Source organism: Amycolatopsis sp. NBC_00355 (assembly GCF_036104975.1).
Classification (GTDB): Bacteria; Actinomycetota; Actinomycetes; order Mycobacteriales; family Pseudonocardiaceae; genus Amycolatopsis.
Map to the genome: position 1 here is coordinate 4,881,627 of NZ_CP107982.1, position 19,359 is coordinate 4,900,985.

Annotated in this window: 17 protein-coding genes; 6 read left to right on the top strand and 11 right to left on the bottom strand. The window is 70.4% G+C overall.

All coding sequences use genetic code 11. The features are described from left to right. Nucleotide 1: 1 nt before the first annotated feature. Genes OHS18_RS21495 through OHS18_RS21520 form a run of 6 tightly spaced genes read right to left on the bottom strand, consistent with a single transcriptional unit; the run spans nt 2 to nt 7,794 of the window. A complete protein-coding gene (locus tag OHS18_RS21495; RefSeq protein ID WP_328618268.1) occupies nt 2-2,428 on the bottom strand; it encodes a GcvT family protein in 2,427 nt (808 codons plus the stop codon). A gap of 13 nt (nt 2,429-2,441) precedes the next feature. Next, on the bottom strand, nt 2,442-3,284 hold the full coding sequence (gene purU / locus OHS18_RS21500; protein WP_328618269.1) for a formyltetrahydrofolate deformylase: 843 nt from the start codon (nt 3,282-3,284) through the stop codon (nt 2,442-2,444). Then, complete coding sequence (locus tag OHS18_RS21505) at nt 3,281-3,754, bottom strand: sarcosine oxidase subunit gamma (protein ID WP_328618270.1); 474 nt, start codon at nt 3,752-3,754, stop codon at nt 3,281-3,283. The genes purU and OHS18_RS21505 overlap by 4 nt, the downstream gene beginning before the upstream one ends. After that, nucleotides 3,744-6,281 carry a 2Fe-2S iron-sulfur cluster-binding protein gene (locus tag OHS18_RS21510; protein WP_328618271.1) on the bottom strand — a complete coding sequence of 846 codons (2,538 nt, stop codon included), beginning with the start codon at nt 6,279-6,281 and terminating at the stop codon, nt 3,744-3,746. Before OHS18_RS21510 ends, OHS18_RS21505 begins: the two co-directional genes overlap by 11 nt. Continuing rightward, nucleotides 6,278-6,556 (bottom strand): sarcosine oxidase subunit delta, encoded by a 279-nt coding sequence (locus tag OHS18_RS21515; protein ID WP_285475991.1) that lies wholly within the window; start codon nt 6,554-6,556, stop codon nt 6,278-6,280. Before OHS18_RS21515 ends, OHS18_RS21510 begins: the two co-directional genes overlap by 4 nt. Before the next feature lie 8 nt (nt 6,557-6,564). After that, nucleotides 6,565-7,794: a sarcosine oxidase subunit beta family protein gene (locus OHS18_RS21520; RefSeq protein WP_328618272.1), complete on the bottom strand. Its 1,230-nt coding sequence runs from the start codon at nt 7,792-7,794 to the stop codon at nt 6,565-6,567. A 55-nt stretch (nt 7,795-7,849) separates the two neighbouring features. Between OHS18_RS21520 and OHS18_RS21525 the strand changes: the two genes are divergently transcribed. Further along, the gene (locus tag OHS18_RS21525) at nt 7,850-8,497 is read left to right on the top strand and encodes a GntR family transcriptional regulator (protein ID WP_328618273.1); all 648 of its coding nucleotides are present in this window, start codon (nt 7,850-7,852) and stop codon (nt 8,495-8,497) included. A gap of 42 nt (nt 8,498-8,539) precedes the next feature. On the opposite strand, the gene OHS18_RS21530 is transcribed toward OHS18_RS21525, so the two are convergent. Next, nucleotides 8,540-9,658, bottom strand: coding sequence for an aromatic ring-hydroxylating oxygenase subunit alpha (locus OHS18_RS21530; RefSeq protein ID WP_328618274.1), 1,119 nt, complete (start codon nt 9,656-9,658; stop codon nt 8,540-8,542). 317 nt (nt 9,659-9,975) lie between these two features. Then, nucleotides 9,976-10,566: a TetR/AcrR family transcriptional regulator gene (locus OHS18_RS21535; protein ID WP_328449926.1), complete on the bottom strand. Its 591-nt coding sequence runs from the start codon at nt 10,564-10,566 to the stop codon at nt 9,976-9,978. A gap of 159 nt (nt 10,567-10,725) precedes the next feature. On the opposite strand from OHS18_RS21535, the gene OHS18_RS21540 reads away from it, so the two are divergent. The 5 genes from OHS18_RS21540 to OHS18_RS21560 all read left to right on the top strand — a co-directional run bounded on the left by OHS18_RS21540 (nt 10,726) and on the right by OHS18_RS21560 (nt 17,155). Continuing rightward, nucleotides 10,726-12,192, top strand: coding sequence for an aldehyde dehydrogenase family protein (locus tag OHS18_RS21540; protein WP_328618275.1), 1,467 nt, complete (start codon nt 10,726-10,728; stop codon nt 12,190-12,192). Nucleotides 12,193-12,221: 29 nt separating this feature from the next. Further along, complete coding sequence (locus OHS18_RS21545) at nt 12,222-13,790, top strand: amino acid permease (RefSeq protein ID WP_328618276.1); 1,569 nt, start codon at nt 12,222-12,224, stop codon at nt 13,788-13,790. Nucleotides 13,791-13,799: 9 nt separating this feature from the next. Continuing rightward, on the top strand, nt 13,800-15,464 hold the full coding sequence (betA, locus tag OHS18_RS21550) for a choline dehydrogenase (RefSeq protein ID WP_328618277.1): 1,665 nt from the start codon (nt 13,800-13,802) through the stop codon (nt 15,462-15,464). A gap of 213 nt (nt 15,465-15,677) precedes the next feature. Next, nucleotides 15,678-15,998: a bifunctional 3-phenylpropionate/cinnamic acid dioxygenase ferredoxin subunit gene (locus tag OHS18_RS21555; protein ID WP_328449918.1), complete on the top strand. Its 321-nt coding sequence runs from the start codon at nt 15,678-15,680 to the stop codon at nt 15,996-15,998. Then, on the top strand, nt 15,995-17,155 hold the full coding sequence (locus OHS18_RS21560) for an NAD(P)/FAD-dependent oxidoreductase (protein ID WP_328618278.1): 1,161 nt from the start codon (nt 15,995-15,997) through the stop codon (nt 17,153-17,155). Before OHS18_RS21555 ends, OHS18_RS21560 begins: the two co-directional genes overlap by 4 nt. On the opposite strand, the gene OHS18_RS21565 is transcribed toward OHS18_RS21560, so the two are convergent. The 3 genes from OHS18_RS21565 to OHS18_RS21575 form a co-directional block, all read right to left on the bottom strand. After that, the gene (locus tag OHS18_RS21565; protein WP_328618279.1) at nt 17,109-17,681 is read right to left on the bottom strand and encodes a hypothetical protein; all 573 of its coding nucleotides are present in this window, start codon (nt 17,679-17,681) and stop codon (nt 17,109-17,111) included. The genes OHS18_RS21560 and OHS18_RS21565 overlap by 47 nt on opposite strands. 95 nt (nt 17,682-17,776) lie before the next feature. Then, on the bottom strand, nt 17,777-18,775 hold the full coding sequence (locus OHS18_RS21570; protein ID WP_328618280.1) for a hypothetical protein: 999 nt from the start codon (nt 18,773-18,775) through the stop codon (nt 17,777-17,779). After that, nucleotides 18,772-19,341 (bottom strand): hypothetical protein, encoded by a 570-nt coding sequence (locus OHS18_RS21575; RefSeq protein WP_328618281.1) that lies wholly within the window; start codon nt 19,339-19,341, stop codon nt 18,772-18,774. The genes OHS18_RS21570 and OHS18_RS21575 overlap by 4 nt, the downstream gene beginning before the upstream one ends. Between the last annotated feature and the right edge of the window lie 18 nt (nt 19,342-19,359).

The following is a 19,359-nucleotide window of genomic DNA, read 5'->3' on the forward strand; positions in this document are numbered from 1 at the left end:
CTCACCTCCGGATCCGTTCCATCGCCGGGTCGAACAGGGGCTCCGCCGCCACGGTCGCCGGCACCCGGCGACCGAAGTACTCGATTTCGACGCCGCTGCCGACGTCCGCCGACTCCGGCAGCCAGGCATACGCGATCGGCTTCCCGATCGTGTAGCCGTACGCCGCGCTCGTGACGTACCCCGCCGGGACGCCGTCGACGAATACCGGTTCCTTGCCCAGCACCACGGTCCGGCCGTCGTCGATCGTGAGGCACCGCAGGCGCCGCGTCGACGTCCGGTTCCCGAGGGCTTCGCGCCCGAGGAAGTCACCCTTGGCCGGACGCACCGCGAAGCCGACGCCGGCCTCGTACGGGTCGTGTTCGGTGGTCATGTCGGTGCCCCACAGCCGGTAGCCCTTTTCCAGGCGCAGGCTGTTGAACGCGGCCCGCCCGCCGGCGATGACGCCCAGGGGCTGCCCGGCCGCCCAGAGCGCGTCCCACAGCCGCAGGCCGTTGTCCGCGCCGGTGTAGATCTCCCAGCCGAGTTCGCCCACATAGGACAGTCGCATTGCGACGACCGGCACCCCGGCGATCCGCGCTTTCCGCGCCCGGAAGTACTTCAACCCGGCGTGCGAGAAGTCGTCCTCGCTCAGCGGCTGCACGAGATCGCGCGCGAGCGGCCCCCAGACGCCGATGCAGCACGTGCCGCCGGTGGTGTCGCGGACCTGCACCCCCGGAGGCGCGTGCTTCACCAAGTGGTCGACGTCGATGGCGCCGTTGATCCCGGCCTGGAACAGCTCGGGCCCGAGCCGCGCGACCGTGACGTCACTGCGCACGCCGCCCGCTTCGTCCAGCATCAGCGTGTAGGTGACCGAGCCGACGGACTTGTCGAGCTGGTTGGTCGTCAGCCCCTGCAGGAACTCCAGCGCCCCCGGTCCGCTGATCTCGACGCGCTTCAGCGGGGTCATGTCGTACATCGCGACGGCGTTGCGCGTCTGCCAGGCCTCGGCCGCCGCGATCGGCGAGTGGAACTGGGCGGACCAGCCGTCGCGCGCGGGTGGCAGCGAGTCGTGCGGCAGCTTCTTCAGCAGCGGCGCGTTGGCCTCGAACCAGTGTGGCCGCTCCCAGCCGCCCGCCTCCAGGAACACCGCGCCCAGCTCGCGCTGCCGCACGTGGAACGGCGTCACGCGCAGGTCGCGCGGCGACAGCTTGGGCTGCAACGGGTGCAGGATGTCGTAGACCTCGACGAAGTTCTGCTGCGCCGTCTCGCGCACGTACGACGGCGCGAGCTGGACGTCTTCGAAGCGGTGGACGTCGACCTCGTGCAGGTCGGTCTCCGAGCGGCCGTCGACCAGCAGCTCCGCGACGGCCTTGGCGATGCCCGCGGAGTGCGTCACCCAGACGGCTTCGGCGATCCAGAACCCGCGGACTTCGGCCGATTCGCCGACCAGCGACTGGCCGTCCGGGGTGAAGGAGAAGATGCCGTTGAAGCCCTCCTCGACCTTCGCCTGCCGCAGCGCGGGCAATAGCAGCTGGCTCTGCTCCCACGACGGCGCGAAGTCCTCTTCGGTGAACGGCAGCATCGACGGCATGGCGCTGTCGGTCACCGACGGGTCCAATGTGGACTCTTCGACCGGCATCGGGCGGTGGGCGTAGGAGCCGATGCCGATGCGGTCGACGTGCTCGCGGAAGTACAGGTCCTGGTCCTGGTGACGCAGGATCGGCATGCTCGCTTCGACCATTTCGGTGTTGCGCCCGACAAGTTCGTCGATCCGCCCGGTCTTGACGTACTGGTGCGCCAGCGGCAGCAGCGGGACGTCCATCCCGGCCATCGCGCCGATCTCGCGCCCCCAGAACCCGGCGCACGACACGACGATGTCCGCCGGGAAATCCCCCTGGTCGGTCCGGACGCCGGTGACGTGCCCTCCTTCCTGCAGCACGTCGGTCACGCGCGTGGACCCGACGAACCGAGCGCCCCGCGAGGTCGCCCGCTCGGCGAGGACTTCGACAGCTTTCGCGGCCCGCGCCAGCCCGTCGCTGGGCACGTGCAGCGCGCCGAAGACGTGCGAGCCGTCGAGCAGCGGCCAGCGGCGGACACACTCCTCGGCGTCGATCAGCGAACCCCGGACGCCCCACGACGTCGCCCAGCCGTGCTTGCGCTTGAGGTCTTCCCAGCGCGCCGGGGTCGTCGCGACCTCCATGCCGCCGACCTGCAGGAAACAGTCCAGTTCCAGGAACTTCGAGACGGTGTACTTCGCGAACTCCGTCATCGTCTTGGACGCGTTGGTCTGGAACACCAGGCCGGGCGCGTGCGACGTCGACCCGCCCGTGCGCGGCAGCGGGCCCTGGTCGAGCACGGTGATGTCGGCCCAGCCGCGGACGGCCAGCTCGTCGGCCAGGTTCGCGCCGACGATGCCGGCGCCGATGATCACGACTTTCGGTGCGGTCATGGCGGAACTCCTTCTAACGAAAGACGACGGTGCTGTTGCCGTTGAGCAGGACGCGGCGTTCGCAGTGCCAGCGCACCGCGCGGGACAGTGCGAGCGCTTCGGCGTCACGCCCCACGGTGACCAGCTCGCGCGGCGAGTAGGTGTGGTCGACGCGCGCGACCTCCTGCTCGATGATCGGGCCTTCGTCGAGGTCGGGCGTGACGTAGTGGGCGGTCGCGCCGACGTACTTGACGCCGCGGTCGTAGGCCTGGTGGTAGGGCTTGGCGCCCTTGAACCCGGGCAGGAACGAGTGGTGGATGTTGATCGCGCGGCCTTCGAGCTTGAGGCACAGGTCGTTGGACAGCACCTGCATGTACCGCGCGAGCACCACCAGGTCCACGGCGTACTCGCCGACCAGGTCGAGCAGCCGCTGTTCGGCCTCCGGTTTGGTCTCCGGCGTCACCGGCACATGCTCGAACGGCACGCCGGCCGCCTCGGCCATCGGCCGCAGGTCCTCGTGGTTGGACACGACGACGGCGATGTCCGCGCCGAGGCCACCCGCGCGCCAGCGGAAGAGCAGGTCGTTGAGGCAGTGCCCGAACTTCGACACCATCACCAGCAGCCGCGGCGGTGTCCCGTCGGAGAGGTCGAACTCCATCCCGAAGTCCCCGGCCACGACAGCGAAGTCGCGGCGCAGTTCGTCCACTGTGGCCTCCCCGGGTGCGGTGAACGACGTGCGCAGGAACAGCGAGCCGCGGACGTCGTCGTCGAACTGCTGGTGCTCGACGATGTCGCAGCCCTGCCCGACGAGGAACGTCGTGACGGCGTGCACGATGCCCGAGCGCTCGGGACACTTGAGCGTCAGGGTGAAGGTCATGACACGTACTCCAGACTCGCGTCGGCCAGCCAGGCCTTGAAGTAATCGGAGAACGACTGCCGCACGAGGATCGTGAAGCCGTCTTCCCGGACCATGAGCACGATCCCGGTGCGGGCAAACAGGGTCTGCACGCAAGTTCCGGGCGGCGACACCGACTCGTCAAGGTCGATCGAGCAGCCGTGGGCGAGAACGTCCCGGGCGTGCACCCCGGTCAGCTGCACGGTCACCCGCTGCGCCGAGACGTCGACCACCGCGTCACTTTCACGTGAAAGTGACGCCTCCAGCTCGGCCTGGCGGCCGGGCTCGGCGAGCACGAGGTACTCGTCGGGACCCATCCACAGGATGTCCACGCCGTTGCCGCTCGTGAACGTGCACGGCTCGGGCAGGGCGACGCCGAGCAGAGCGTGCCCGTCACGGAGGCGCACGGTGAGCTGGGTGCGGAACGGTTCTTCGACCGCTTCAGCCGTCACGGCGGGCTCCTTCCTTGTCGAAGAGCACGGATTCGGTCACGGTCACCGGCACCACGCGGTCGCCGATCGGGACGTACAGCGTCTCGCCGACGCGTTCTCGGCCCGAGCGCACCAAGGCCAGCGCGAAGGTCCGTTCCAGCGCGGCGCTGTGGTAACTGGAGGTGACGTGGCCGAGCATCCGCACCGGCGGTTCGGGCACGACGTCGGATTCGATGATCTGGGATCCCTCCGGCAGGAGCACCGACGGATCGACGGGCAGCAGGCCGACGAGCTGTTTGCGGTCCGGCCGGTTGTTCTCGGTGCGGGCGAAGGACCGCTTGCCGAGGAAGTCGGCCTTCTTCTTGGACACCGCCCAGGACATCCCGAGATCCTGGGGCGTCACCGTGCCGTCGGTGTCCTGGCCGATGATCGGGTAGCCCTTCTCGGCGCGCAGGACGTGCATGGTTTCGGTGCCGTACGGCGTGGCGCCCTCGTCCACAATGGACTCCCAGAGCGCGAGTCCGTACCAGGACGGGACGTTGATCTCGTAGGCCAGCTCGCCGGAGAAGCTGATCCGGCAGACCCGCGCCTTGATGCCGGCGACTTCGGCGTCCTGCCAGGTCATGAACCCGAAGGCGTCGTTGCTCACGTCAAGTCCGGGTGCGAGCGCGCCCAGTACCGCCCGGGAGCGCGGGCCGACCAGCGGGATCGTGGCCCAGTGTTCGGTGACCGACGTCGCGAAGACGTCGAGGTGCGGCCATTCCGTCTGCAGCCACTCCTCCATCCACTCCAGGACCATCGCCGCGTTGCCGGTCGTGGTGGTGACGAGGAAGCGGTCGTCGGCGACGCGGATGACCGTGCCGTCGTCGAGGACCATGCCGTCGACGCCGCACATCACGCCGTAGCGGATCCGGCCGACCTTCAGGTTGCTCATCATGTTCGTGTAGAGCATGTCGAGGAACGCTCCCGCGTCCGGGCCTTGGACGTCGATCTTGCCCAAAGTGGACCCGTCCATCACCGCGACGTCGGTGCGCGCCGCCCGGCATTCCCGCCGGACCGCGTCGTGCATCGACTCGCCGGGTTGCGGGTAGTACCACGGCCGTTTCCACTGGCCGACGTTCTCGAACTCGGCGCCGTGCTCGACGTGCCACGGGTGGATCGTGGTGACGCGCACGGGATCGTGCAGCTCACCGCGGTGCCGTCCGGCCAGCGCCGCGAACGACACCGGCGTGTACGGCGGCCGGAACGTCGTGGGCCGCTGCGTCGCCAGGTCGACGCCGAGGGCCTCGGCGGTGATGCCCGCGGCGAGCAGGCCGGACGTCTTGCCCTGGTCGTGCGCGGTCCCGATGGTCGTGTAGCGCTTGATGTGTTCCAGCGAGCGCAGTCCGGCGCCGGTGGCGCGCAGGACGTCCGAGACGGTCGCGTCCCGCTGCTGGTCCACGAACCGGGTGTCCACTTCGGACTCGGGTGCGGGCACCTGCCAGAGTGTCATGGCCTCCGGCAATCCCTCGCCCGCGGCGGCTCCGACAACCCGCACGGTCGGCAGGTCACCATCGGGGACGTACGCGCCGAGCTCCGGCGCGTACCGGAGCTTGCCGCGGGCCTGGCTGAACAGGTGCACCGCCGGGTTCCAGCCGCCGGACACGAGCAGCAGGTCACACTCGACCCGCTCCCCCGTCGTCTCGCCCAGTTTCGCCACGTGGACGGCGGTGATGTGCTCGACGCCGTCGGTACCGATGACGCCGTAGCCCTCGCGCGCGTCGACGATCCGCACGATCTCGGCACCTGCCGCCGCGAGGTCGGAGGCGGCGTCGTACGCGCTGTCGTTGGTGGTGAACACGACCACCCGCCGCCCCGCCAGGACGCCGTAGCGGTTCAGGTACGTCCGCGCGGCGCCGGCGAGCATGATGCCGGGGCGGTCGTTGTCCGGGAACACGATGGGCCGCTCGTGCGCACCCGTCGCGAGGACGATCCGTTTCGCCCGGATCCGCCAGACCCGCTGCCGCGAGATCCGCTCGGGCGCGGCGGGCTCGCCCCGTCGTTCCAGGGCGAGCACAAAACCGTCGTCGTAGATGCCGAACGCCGTGGTGCGCGAGAGGAACCGGACACCCTCGGGAGCTTCGCCGTCGGACTGGTCGTCGACCAGCAGCACCCGGCCTTCGGCTTCGGCTGCGGCGGCGAGACCGGCGGGGCCGGCGCCGACGACCAGGACGTCACAGTGGGCGTGCTTGGCGTCGTACCGGGCCGGGTCGGGCTCGGCGGCGAGGCGACCTTGACCGGACAGGCCGCGCGCGACGAGGCCGTCGTACAGCTCGACGGTGGTGGCCGACAGCATCGGCTCCGGGAACGGCGCTTCGATCTGCACCAGGGCGTTCGAGTCCTCGACACCCGCCGCGACGATGCCGCGCGGCCGTCCGTACTTGATGCTGGTCGCGACCTGGTGGATGCCGTTGGCCAGCAACGCGGAAGCCAAGGTGTCGCCGAGGAAACCGGTCAGCTCGCGGCCGTCGAAGGTGAACTTGAGCGGGACGCCGGAAAGTCGGGTCACGGGATCACCGGCTTCGGCTCGTCGAGGCGGTAGACCGCCAGGAGGTCGTGGGTGCGGGTGTCGCGCACGGCGTTGAACCACCGGCGGCAGCCCGCGGAGTGGCTCCAGCGCTCGGCGAGCGGCCCGCTCGGGTTGGCACGGAAGAAGACGAACTTGGCCCAGTCCTCATCGGACAGTGCGGCCGGGTCCTCGGGGTAGGCGACGTGGGCCTGGCCGCCGTAGTGGAACTCGGCCTCTTCACGCGGCCCGCACCACGGGCAAGGAATCAACTGCATGATTGCTCCTAATGCGCGACGGCGGCGGCGCCGTGCTCGTCGACGAGGGCACCGGTGGTGAACCGGTCGAGCGTGAACGGTTCGGCGTACTCGTGCGGCTTGCCCCGCGCGATGGTGGCCGCGAAGACGTCGCCGACGCCCGGTGTGGCCTTGAAACCGCCGGTGCCCCAGCCGCAGTTGAGGAACAGGTTCTCGACCGGCGTCAGGCCGATGATCGGGGACGCGTCCGGGCTGACGTCGACGATCCCGGCCCACGTCCGCAGCAGGTGCGCCCGCGCGAACACCGGGAACAGCTCCAGCGCGGCGGCCATCTGCTGCTCGATGATGTGGAACGAGCCGCGCTGGCCGTAGCCGTTGTAGCTGTCGATGCCGGCGCCCATCACGAGTTCGCCCTTGTGCGCCTGGGAAACGTAGACGTGCACGGCGTTCGACATGACGACCGTCGGGTGGATCGGCTCCAGCAGCTCGGACACCAGGGCCTGCAACGGGTGCGACATGAGCGGCAGGTCGAGGCCCACCATGCGGGCCAGCACCGACGAGTGCCCGGCGGCGCACAACGCGACCTTGCCCGCGGCGATCCGGCCTCTCGAAGTCTCGACCGCGGTGACCCGGCCGTTCACCGTCGAGATGCCGGTGACCTCGCAGTTCTGGATGAGGTCGACGCCCATCGCGTGCGCCGCGCGAGCGAAGCCCCAGGCCACGTAGTCGTGCTTCGCGATGCCCGCGCGCGGCTGGTAGGTCGCGCCGAGCACCGGGTAGCGGACGTCCGGCGAGGTGTTGACGATCGGGCACAGTTCCTTGACACCCTCGGCGTCCACCCATTCGGCGTCGATGCCGTTGAGCTTGTTGGCTTCGACGCGGCGGACGCTGTCACGGACGTCCTGCAGGCTGTGTGCGAGGTTCAGCACGCCGCGCTGGCTGAACAGGATCGGGTAACCGAGGTCCTCTTCGAGGCCTTCCCACAGCTTGAGCGAGTGCTCGTAGATGCCGGAACTTTCGTCCCAGAGGTAGTTGGAGCGGATGATCGTGGTGTTGCGGGCCATGTTGCCGCCCGCGAGCCAGCCCTTCTCCAGCACGGCGACGTTCGTGATGCCGTGGACCTTCGCCAGGTAGTAGGCGGTGGCGAGGCCGTGCCCACCGCCGCCGACCACGATCACGTCGTAGGCCGGTTTCGGGTCGGGGTCGTCCCAGAGGAAGTCAGGGTGGTCCGGCAGGTCCGCGCCGGGGGTGCGAGGCATCCGAGTCCTCCTGGTCGACTTCTGATATATCAATTGTCGATGTAGGCTAAGCGGCGTGAACCCACCGGTCAATCCCCCATCGCTGGCCGAACAGGCGTACCTCTTCGTCCGTGATCGCCTGGTCATGCTCGACATCCGGCCGGGCGACCCGATCAACGAGGAGTGGCTCGGCACCACCCTCGGCATGGGCCGCACGCCGATCCGCGAGGCGCTCAAACGCCTCGAATCCGAGCGGCTGGTCGTCGCCTACCCGCGGCGGGGCACGTTCGCCACCGACGTCAACATCTCCGACCTCGCGCACATCTCCGAGGTCCGGCGCACGCTGGAGCCGATGGCCACCGCCGCCGCGGCCGGGCGCGCGACCGCGGCCGACCGGGCGACGCTCACCGAGCTGCGCGCGCAGCTCGACGTCGGCGTCCCGGCCGGGGACAACGCCGAGCTGCTGCGCACCGACCTCGCCCTGCACCGGGCGATCTACCGGTGCGTGCACAACCCGTTCCTCGAGGACACCCTGATCCGGTACGACAACCTCGCGACGCGGATCTGGTGCGTGTTCGTGCCCCGGCTGCCCGGGATGGCCGGCCACGTCGACGAGCACGTCCCGCTCCTCACCGCGATCATCGAGGGCGACGCCGAGAAGGCCGCCGCGTTGACGCTGGAGCACGTCACCGGCTTCGAGGCCGCCATCCGGGCGTTGATCTGAAGCCTCGTGAGTGTTTAGGGCGGTTAGAACCGCCCTAAACACTCACGAGAGGCGACCACGGACCCAGTCGTGGAACTCGCCGATGTGGTGCTCGCTGGGCACGAGCACCCCGCCGCCGGCGTAGGAGCGCGAGTCCATCGCGAGCTGGCAGCGTTCGCACGCCTCGAAGTCCTGCAGGTTGACGCGGTGGAACAGCTCGACCGAGCGCGTCAGGTCACGCCCGGACTCGACGACGCCAGGCAGGTAGAGCCAGTCGCAGCGCACCAGCGTCCGGTCCGGCGCGAGCGGGAACATCCGGTGCAGGATCACGTGGTCCGGCACGAGGTTGACGAAGACCTGCGGCCGGATGGTGATCGCGTAGTACTTGCGGTCCTGGTCCTCGGTGACGCCGGGCAGCCGGTCGACCCCCTCGCTGCCGTCGATGGTGAACCCCTGGACGTCACCGCCGAACGCCGCGCCGTGGCCGACGTAGTACTGCGCGGCGTACCCGTCGGCGAACTCCGGCAGGACCTCGGTGAGCTCCGGGTGGATCGTCGCGCAGTGGTAGCACTCCATGAAGTTCTCGATGATCTGTTTCCAGTTCGCCTTCACGTCGTACTCGACGCGCTTGCCGAGCGCGAGGCCGTCGACGCCGTACGCCTCGATCGCGGCCGCGCCGCCGAGCCGTTCGGTGACCGCGGCGACCACGCTGCCCTCGAACGGCGGCGGCTCTTCGGCCAGGCAGACCCACGCGTACCCGAGCCACTCGCGCAGGTGGACGCGGGTGAGCCCGAACGTCGTGCGGTCGACGTCCGGCATGCCGGTGAGGTTGGGCGCGGCGATCAGCTTGCCGTCGAGGCCGTACGTCCAGGCGTGGTAGGGGCACTGGAAGGCGCGCTTCACGGTGCCGGAGTCGTCGGTGCACAGCCGCGCGCCGCGGTGGCGGCAGACGTTGAGGAACGCGTTCAGCTTCCCGTCCCGGCCCCGCGAGACCAGGACGCTCTCCTTGCCGATCTGCACGGTCTCGAACGCCCCGGGCCCGGCGAGGTCCGCGCTGCGCACGGCGCAGAACCAGTCGGCCTCGAAGATCTTCGACTGCTCCAGCGCGAAGATCGCCGGATCGGTGTAGTAGGAGCCGGGCAGCGTGGCGAGCAGGCTCGGCGGGAGATCGGTAGTGGTCACCGTCGGGGGTCCTCTCCGCGGTCAGTACGGGAGTAGTTGCGCAGAACGCGTCTTGTTGCTCACTCCGGAACAGAGTGACTCCCACCCAAACCCCGTGTCAACCCAAGTTTTTTCAACCCCCACCAAGATTTCCGGCACGTTTCGGACGACACGCGTACCCGAAGGGTCGGCTCGCGTACCCAGGGAGTCGGCTCGCGTACCTGGAGGGTCGGCTCACGAACCGACCCGCTGGGTACGTGAGCCGACCGTCCGGGTACGTGAGCCGACTGTCCGGGTACGTGAGCCGACCGTCCGGGTACGTGAGCCGACCGTCCGGGTCAGGCGGCGGGGCCGTGGATGGCCCGGCGGAAGAGGGTTTCGATCTCCTCGCGGGCCGGGCGGGGGTCGGCCAGAGCCGCCTGCATCAGCAGGCCGCAGAACAGGCCGGCCAGGAGCCGGCCGGTGAGGGGGTCGGTGCGGGAGCCGAAGAACGCGATGAGCGCCTGGTCCCAGGCCGCGCTCGCCGCGCGGAGGCGGGGGCGGTGCAGGGCCGCGACGTACAGGTCGTACTCGACGACCGTGTCCCGGTACTGCTCGTTGATGTAGCCCATGACCAGCTCGGCCAGCGCGGCGGCGAAGTCGGCTTCCGGCGGCAGCGCCGCTTCCCACTCCTTCAGCGCGTGGACGTTCTTCTCCGCGGCCTCGTGCAGCGCCACTTCCAGCAGGTCGTCCAGGGTCGCGAAGTGGTACGTCGTCGAGCCCAGCGGGACGCCCGCCGCGGCGGCGACCGCGCGGTGGGTGAGGCCGTCGATGCCCCGCTGGGCGACGACCTCGATCGCCGCCTTCGCGATGCGCGCGCGCCGGTCGGGGTCGTTGGGGCCGCGACGGCGCCCGGAAGCGGACACCGCGGTGGATTCGGTCTTCGACATCGGTGTCGAGCAGCCCCCTTCGTGCGTCTCGGGCGCGACGGACAGATCGTCGCACGCCGCCCCGCCCGCCCCTACTTGTGGACATCTGTACACGTCTCGCGTACAAATGTACGCACTCGACGCACCGCCCGCAGCCACTGCCGATCCGGAAGGGGCCGCATGAAGGACCTGCACATCGACGGGATCTGGACGGACGCGTCCGGGGGCACCGCCTCCGACGTGCTGAACCCCGCCACCGGCCAGGTGATCGAACGCGTCGCCGAGGCCGGCCGCGAGGAGGTCGACGCCGCCGTCGAAGCCGCGCGCCGGGCCTTCGACGACGGGCCGTGGCGCAAGACGACCGCCACCGAGCGCGGCGAACTCCTCCGGCGCGTCGCCGACCTGCTGGTCCGCGACCGCGAGGACCTGGCTCGCACCGAGAGCCTCGACACCGGCAAGACGCTGGGCGAAGGCCGCATCGACATCGACGACGTCACCACCGTCTTCCGCTACTACGCCGACCTCGCCGGCAAGGACGCCGGCCGGGTGGTCGACGCCGGCAGCGCGACCGTCGTCAGCCGGATCGTGCACGAGCCGGTCGGCGTCTGCGCGCTGATCGCGCCGTGGAACTACCCGCTGCTCCAGATGTCCTGGAAGCTCGCCCCGGCGCTCGCCGCGGGCAACACGACGGTGCTCAAGCCCAGCGAGGTGACGCCGCTGACCACGATCAAGCTGGTCGCGCTGCTCGAAGAGGCCGGGGCCCCGGCGGGCGTCGTCAACCTCCTGCTCGGCCCGGGTCACGTCGGCGCCGCGATGGTCGAGCACCCGGCCGTGGACCTCGTCTCCTTCACCGGCGGCTACGCGACCGGCGAGAAGATCATGACGGCCGCCGCGAAGGGCGTCCGCCGGGTCGCCCTGGAGCTCGGTGGCAAGAACCCGAACGTGGTCTTCGACGACGCCGCGTACGACACCGCCCTCGACTACGCGCTGATGGCCGCGTTCGTCCATTCGGGACAGGTCTGCTCGGCGGGCGCACGCTTGATCGTCCAGGATGGCATCCATGACCGGTTCGTGGCGGACCTCGCCGCGCGCGCCGACGCGATCCGGGTCGGCGACGGCCTCGATCCCGCCACCGAGACGGGCCCGCTCGTCTCGGCGCAGCACCGCGCCAAGGTCGAGGGGTACATCGAAGGCGCTCTCAAAGAAGGCGCAACGCTCCGAGCCGGGGGCAAGCGACCCGAAGGCGCGCAGTACGAAAGCGGTTTCTTCCTGCGCCCGACGGTGTTCTCCGACTGCACCAGGGACATGGCGGTCGTCCGGGAAGAGGTCTTCGGCCCGGTCGTCACCGTCGAACGCTTCGCCGAAGAGGCCGACGCGATCGCGCTGGCCAACGACACCGAGTACGGGCTCGCCGGAGCCGTGTGGACGTCGGACGCGTCCCGCGCCCAGCGGGTCGCCGGGGCCCTGCGCCACGGCACCGTGTGGATCAACGACTACCACCCCTACCTGCCGCAGGCGGAGTGGGGCGGGTTCGGCCGGTCCGGCATCGGCCGCGAGCTCGGACCGTCCGGGCTCGCGGAGTACCAGGAGAGCAAGCACGTCTACCAGAACATCGATCCCGTTCCGCAGCACTGGTTCAAGGGCTGATCACTCCCCCACCACGTGAGGACGTCGCGATGACCACACAGGAAAAGCCGGCGGGCGGGGGGCCCGGCCCGGACGACAGCTCCGAGCTCGAGAAGTTCGGCTACCGCCAGGAGCTCGAACGCTCGCTCGGCTCGTTCTCCAGCTTCGCCGCCGGGTTCAGCTACATCTCGATCCTGACCGGCGTGTTCCAGCTCTTCTTCTTCGGCTTCGGCTCGGGCGGGCCGGCGTTCATCTGGACGTGGCCGCTGGTCTTCATCGGCCAGCTCTGCGTCGCGCTGTGCTTCGCCGAGCTCGCCGGGCAGTTCCCGCTCGCCGGCTCGGTGTACCAGTGGGCGAAGCAGATCGCGAAACCCCGGACGTCGTGGCTGGCCGGCTGGATCATGATCATCGGCGCGATCGTCACGGCCGCGGCCGTCGCGGTGGCCTACCAGATCATCCTGCCGCAGGTGTCGACCGCGTTCCAGATCGTCGGCAGCGACGACGACGCCGGCCTGACCTCCACCCCGGGCGGCGCGCAGAACGCCATCATCCTGGCGCTCATCCTGGTCGTGTTCGCCACGGTCGTGAACATCATCGGCGTCAAGCTGATGGCGAAGATCAACAACTTCGGGGTCGCGGTGGAGCTCGGCGCGAGCGTGCTGCTCGTGATCGCCCTCGCCATCCACATCAAGCGCGGCCCGGGCATCGTCTTCGACACCCACGGCACCGGTGAGGGTCACACGTTCGGGTACCTCGGGGCCTTCCTGGTGGCGTCGCTCATGAGCGCGTACGTCTTCTACGGCTTCGACACCGCGGGCTCGCTGGCGGAGGAGACGACGCAGCCGCGCCGGCACGCGCCGCGGGCGATCCTGCGGGCGATCACCGCCGCGTTCATCGTCGGCGGCCTGATGATGCTCGTCGGCATGATGGCCGTCGGCGACCTCAACGCCAAGGAGCTGAGCACGTCCGGCATGCCGTACCTGCTGAAGAGCACCCTCGGCGAGGGCCTCGGCGACGCGTTCCTGATCTGCTCGGCGATCGCGATCACCGTGTGCTGCCTGGCCGTGCAGACCGCGGCCATCCGGATGTCGTGGGCGATGGCCCGCGACGGCCGGCTGCCGTTCAGCAAGGCGATGGCGAAGGTGTCACCGCGCTCGAAGACGCCGGTCCTGCCCGCGCTGCTCACCGGCGGCCTGACCGTCGTGGTGCTGCTGATCAACCTGGGCAACCAGCGGGCGTTCTTCATCCTGACCTCGACCGCGATCATCCTGTTCTACATCCCCTACCTGATGGTCACCGCGCCGATGCTCGTCCGCCGCCTGCGGGGCGGCTGGCCGCGCCCGGACCACGGGCCGTACTTCAAGCTCGGCCGCTGGGGCACGCTGGTGAACCTGGTCGCGGTCGTCTACGGCGGCGCGATGACCGTCAACCTGATCTGGCCGCGCACCGAGGTCTACGGCGACGACCACTGGTACTTCCAGTGGGGCGCGGTGATCGTCACCGGGCTGATCGTCCTCGTCGGTGCGATCATGCTCTACATCCGGCGCGCCACCTGGGGTTCGTCGCACACGAGCCCCGAGCACATGCCGGACGAAGCCCCGGACACCCTGCCCGGCTGAGGAGGACGCATGAGTGAAAACTACGACTTCGTCATCGTCGGCGGTGGTTCGGCGGGGTGCGCGCTGGCGAACCGGCTGTCGGCGAACCCGTCGAACAAGGTCCTGGTGCTGGAGGCCGGCCGGTCCGACTACAAGTGGGACGTCTTCATCCACATGCCGGCCGCGCTGACCTTCCCGATCGGGTCGAAGTTCTACGACTGGGGCTACCGCAGCGAACCCGAGCCGCACATGAACCGGCGCCGCATCTACCACGCCCGCGGCAAGGTGCTCGGCGGCTCGTCGAGCATCAACGGGATGATCTTCCAGCGCGGCAACCCGCTGGACTACGAGCGCTGGGCCGGCGACCCCGGAATGTCCACATGGGACTACGCGCACTGCCTGCCGTACTTCCAGCGCATGGAAAACTGCTTGGCCGACGCTCCGGACGGCCAGTGGCGCGGCCACGACGGACCGCTCGAACTGGAGCGCGGCCCGGCCTCGAACCCGCTGTTCCAGGCCTTCTTCGACGCCGCCGAGCAGGCGGGCTACCCGCGCACCGACGACGTCAACGGCTACCGGCAGGAGGGCTTCGCGGCGTTCGACCGCAACGTCCGGAAAGGACGGCGGCTGTCCGCGGCCGGCGCCTACCTCCACCCCGTCGAGAACCGGTCCAACCTCACGATCAAGACCCGCGCGTTCGTGTCGCAGATCCTCTTCGACGGCACCCGCGCGATCGGCGTCGAGTACAGCGAAGGCCGGGGCGTGCCGGCCGAGGTGTACGGCAAGGAGATCATCCTCTGCGGCGGCGCGATCAACAGCCCGCAGCTGCTGCAGCTCTCCGGCGTCGGCAACGCGGCGGATCTGGAGAAGCTCGGCATCGACGTCGTGAAGGACCTGCCGGGCGTCGGCGAGAACCTGCAGGATCACCTGGAGGTGTACATCCAGTACGCCTGCAAGGAACCGGTGTCGATGCAGCCGTCGCTGGCCAAGTGGAAGCGGCCCTACATCGGCGCGCAGTGGCTGTTCCTGCGGAACGGCCCGGCCGCGACGAACCACTTCGAGGGCGGCGGGTTCGTCCGGTCCAACGACGAGGTGAAGTACCCGAACCTGATGTTCCACTTCCTGCCGGTGGCGATCCGCTACGACGGGTCGGCCCCCACGGAAGGCCACGGCTACCAGGTGCACGTCGGCCCGATGTACGCCGACACCCGCGGCTCGGTGAAGCTCACCTCGACCGACCCGCGGCAGCACCCGGCCATCAAGTTCAACTACCTGTCCACGGAAAACGATCGCAAGGAGTGGATCGAGGCCGTGCGGGTGGCGCGGAAGATCCTCAACCAGTCCGCGATGGGCCGGTACAACGGCGGGGAGATCTCGCCGGGACCGTCGGTGGAGTCCGACGAGGAGATCCTCGACTGGGTCGCGAAGGACGCCGAGACCGCGCTGCACCCGTCGTGCACGGCCAAGATGGGCGTGGACGAGGGCTCCGTCGTCGACCCGCAGACGATGCGGGTGCACGGCACCGAGGGCCTGCGTGTGGTCGACGCGTCGGTCATGCCCTACATCCCCAACGGCAACATCTACGCGCCGGTGATGATGACCGCGGAGAAGGCCGCGGACCTGATCCTCGGCAACACCCCGCTGGCCCCGCTCAAGCAGCCGTTCTACCGCCACGGCGAGACCCCTGCTCACTGAGCGTATACCGAGCTTTCGTAGGGAAAGATGCGTTTTGCCACTCACAAGGGTGACCTTGTGGCGGCAGTGGCGGGTTTCGGCGTGCCCGGATTCTCCGTTACCGGGTAACAAAACTACCGGGGCGTACCCCCTTGACGACGCCCGGCGTCGAATTCACACTTGTTGCGGATCACAGTCGATGTTCCTCAATGCGCAACAGTTAGCGGAGGCGTCATGATTCGCGCATGCACCGTCGACGAGCTGCCCCCGGGTGAGTCCGTCCGGATTCCCGGGACCCCCGCCATCGCGGTGTTCCACACCGAGGACGGCGAGCTGTACGCCATCGACGACACGTGCACCCACCAGGACGCTTCGCTGGCCGACGGCTGGCTCGAAGGCTGCTTCGTCGAGTGCCCGCTGCACGCGGCGCTGTTCGACCTGCGCACGGGCGTGCCGAGCTGCCTGCCCGCGAAGGAACCGGTGCGGACGTACCCGGTGCTGGTCGACGACGGCGTCATCTACGTCCAGGGCGTGGCCCGCGAGGACGCCGCGTGAAACGCGTCGCGGTCGTCGGCGCTTCGCTGGCCGGGGTCCGCGCCGCGCAGGAGCTGCGCGCGCAGGGCTACGACGGCGGGGTGGTGCTGATCGGCGACGAGGCGCACCTGCCCTACGACCGGCCGCCGCTGTCCAAGGGTTTCCTGGCCGGGACGACCTCCCGCGCCGCGCTGGAGCTGCTCGACGCCGGCGATCTCGCGTCGCTGGCCCTGGACTTCCGCCTCGGCGTCCGGGCGACCTCCCTGGACCCGGCGGCCCACCGGGTGCACCTCTCGGACGGCAGCTCGGTGCACGCGGACGGCGTCGTCATCGCCACCGGCGGCCGCGCGCGCACCCTGCCCGGCTTCGAGGGCGCCCACTCGCTGCGCACGATCGACGACGCCGTGGCGCTGCGGTCCGCTTTGGTGCCCGGGGTCCGCGTGGTGATCGTCGGCGCGGGGTTCATCGGCGCCGAGGTAGCCTCGACGTGCCGTTCGCTGGGCCTCGACGTGGTCGTCCTGGAAGCCTTGAACGCGCCGTTGGCCCCGGTGCTGGGGTCCGAGCTGGCCGCGGTGTGCGCGCGGCTGCACGCCGGCCACGGCACGGACCTGCGCTGCGGAGTCGCCGTCTCGGGCCTTGTCGGGTCGGCTGGCCGGGTGACGGGCGTCCGCCTGGCGGACGACTCGGTCGTCCCGGCCGACGTCGTCGTGGTGGGTGTCGGCATGACCCCGGCCACGGACTGGCTCGCGGGCTCCGGCCTGACGGTCGGCAACGGCGTCCACACCGACGCCGGCCTGGTGACGGACCTGCCTCAGGTGGTGGCGATCGGCGACGTCGCCCGCTACCACACCGACGGCGTCGGACGGCGGCACGAGCACTGGACGAACGCGTCCGAGCAGGCGCCGGTCGCGGTGGGCAACCTCCTCGCCGGACGCACCGAGCGCACGTACGTCCCGAGCGGGTACGTCTGGTCGGACCAGTACACGGGGACCCTGCAGCTGGCGGGGCACCCGCGTCCGGACGATGTCCTCACCTTCGTGGAGGGCGGCCCGGCGGACGCGTCGTTCGTGGCGACGTACCAGCGTGACGGGGAGACGGTGGGGGTGTTCGCGCTGAACAACCCGAAGCTGTTCAACCGCCTGCGGCGCCAGGCTTTGCGCCGCCCGGCCGCGGTCTAGGTGACGGTCTGGGGGGCAGTCGTCTTTCCCCCTGCCGGGCGCGGAGCAGCTGCCACACCCGGTTCTCGGGTGCCGTGACGTGGTCGAGGATTTCCTCGACGTACTCCGGGGCCATCACCTCGACGAGCGCGGACACCCGCGCGGGGACCTGCCCGCCCCGCTCCCAGAGCCGGCCCCGGTCCTCGTCGGTCAGGTGGAGCAGAACCCGGGCGTGCGCAAGGTGTCCGACCCGGTCGAGGCAGTCGCGGACGACGTTCAGGTCCCGGGCCGACCCGACCCGATGCGGCCGGTTGCCGCGCAGCTGCGCCAGTGCGAGGTGGAAGTACAGCGCGGGGTCCGCCGACGGCGCGCGGAGCGCTTGCGTGAGAGCCGCGACAGCCGCGTTGTAGTCCTTGCGGGCCAACGCCCGCAGGCCGTCGGCGGGATAGTCCCGGGGCCGCGCGGGCCCGTTCGCGTTTTCGGCGCTACCCGTCCGGAAGACGCGGCCGGGCACGGCCTTCCGCGTCTTCTCCTCTGGCTCTTCCATGCTCCTGAGTCGCCCGGCCCCCACGGGATGTTCCCGCGTCCGGGTGGACCCGGCCCGAAATCAGCCGTACGGCCGCATACTCTCGGTAATCGGAATCACCGGGAGAGTTCGTCCAAGTCGGGCTCCAGCCGGGCCCGCCAGGTCCAGCGCCGCTCGGTCGTGTCCGTGCCGTCCGTCGCCGGGGGTCCCAGCGGCAAGGCCTGGTCCTTGATCCCGAACGTGACCCGGTACGCCAGCACCGAAGCCGCCGTACGGATCCAGGCGTCGCCCGATGTCCCCGACGGCGGGGCGACGCCGAGGGCGTGGCTGAACCACATCGGCAGCAGCGCGTTCGAGCCGATCGCGTCGGTGATCCGGGTCCGCAGCCGCACCTGCAGGTCCTGCCACGCGCGTTCGGCGCGCTCCAGCTGCGGCACCACGCGCGCCTCGACCGCGTCGGCCTCGCGCAACGCGAGCCGGGCCTGCTCCGCGGCGTCGGCCGCCGCCGGGATCTCCTCGTCCAGCAGCGTGCGGCGCCGGGTGCTCAACGCTCGCAACGACGGCTCGGCGTCGCCGCGAGCGCGGGAACCGCGGTCCGTCGTGGCGAGGCGGCGGATCACTTCCAGCAGGTCCGCGTCGCAGCGCGCAGCCGCTTCGCGCACCTCCGCCAGCCGGGCGATCTCCTGCTCGTGGCGGAGGCGCTGCTCCTTCGTCACCAGCTCCTTGTGCAGGTCGTCCCAGCGCGCGGCCTGCGCCGCCAGGGCGCGCGTCTCGGCGCCGACGTCGTCGAGGTTCGCCTGCGGCACGCCGTCCGATATGCGTACCGCGCGTTCCAGGGCCTGGACCTGCTGCTGCAACCGTTCCAGCTGCCGGCCGAGGTGGTCGATCCGGTGTTCCTGGGACGCCCCGGGGCCGAGCTTGCCGGCCAGGTCCGCGACCTCCTGGCGCAGGCCGGCGTCCCGGGCGTCGACGTCCTCGACGGCCGTGCGCAGGCCGTCCACCGCCGCGAACAGCTCGTCGAGGTCGCGGCGGGTGGTGTCGGCCGGCTCGGCGTAGTCGGCGTACTCCGTCTCGAAGTCGGGGTCGTCGCCGTAGGTGGCGTAGCCGCGCGTCACGGGATGCGGCTTTCCCGGACCAGGCCCGCGATCGCGCCCGCGGTCCCGAGCGCCGCCAGCACGGTGGCCACCACCGTCACCGTGGCCGACGGCCACGGCAGCAACGCCACCACCAGGCCCACCGCCGCCAGCGCGCCCGCCCACGCCGCCAGCGTCCGCTCGCGCAGCACCGCCGGCACCTTCCGGACCGGCGCGAAGCCGATCCACATCCCGGCCGCGAACAGCGGGACGAGCAACGGCAGCCACCCGGGCGAGAGCACACCGAACAGCACGAGCGCACCCGCGACGAGCCCGGCGAGCACCGGGAGAGCCGCGAAGAACACGACCGCGCGCTGCGTCGCCGCGTGGCGGGCGCCGAGTTCCGCCGCCACCAGCCGGCGCGCGGCCTCCTCGTGGTCCGTCTCGGCGTCCAGCAGCCGGTGGGCCGCCGCCACGAGCCGGTCCATCGGTTCGGTGTCCTCGGCACCGGGCTCCGGCGCCGTCCCGAGCCGGCCCGCCAGGTCCTGCTTGAGCCGGTCCACGCGCGCCGCCGCCTGGTCCCGGTCCTGCTGGGCTGGAGTCGTCACGCGAACACTTTAAGTGCC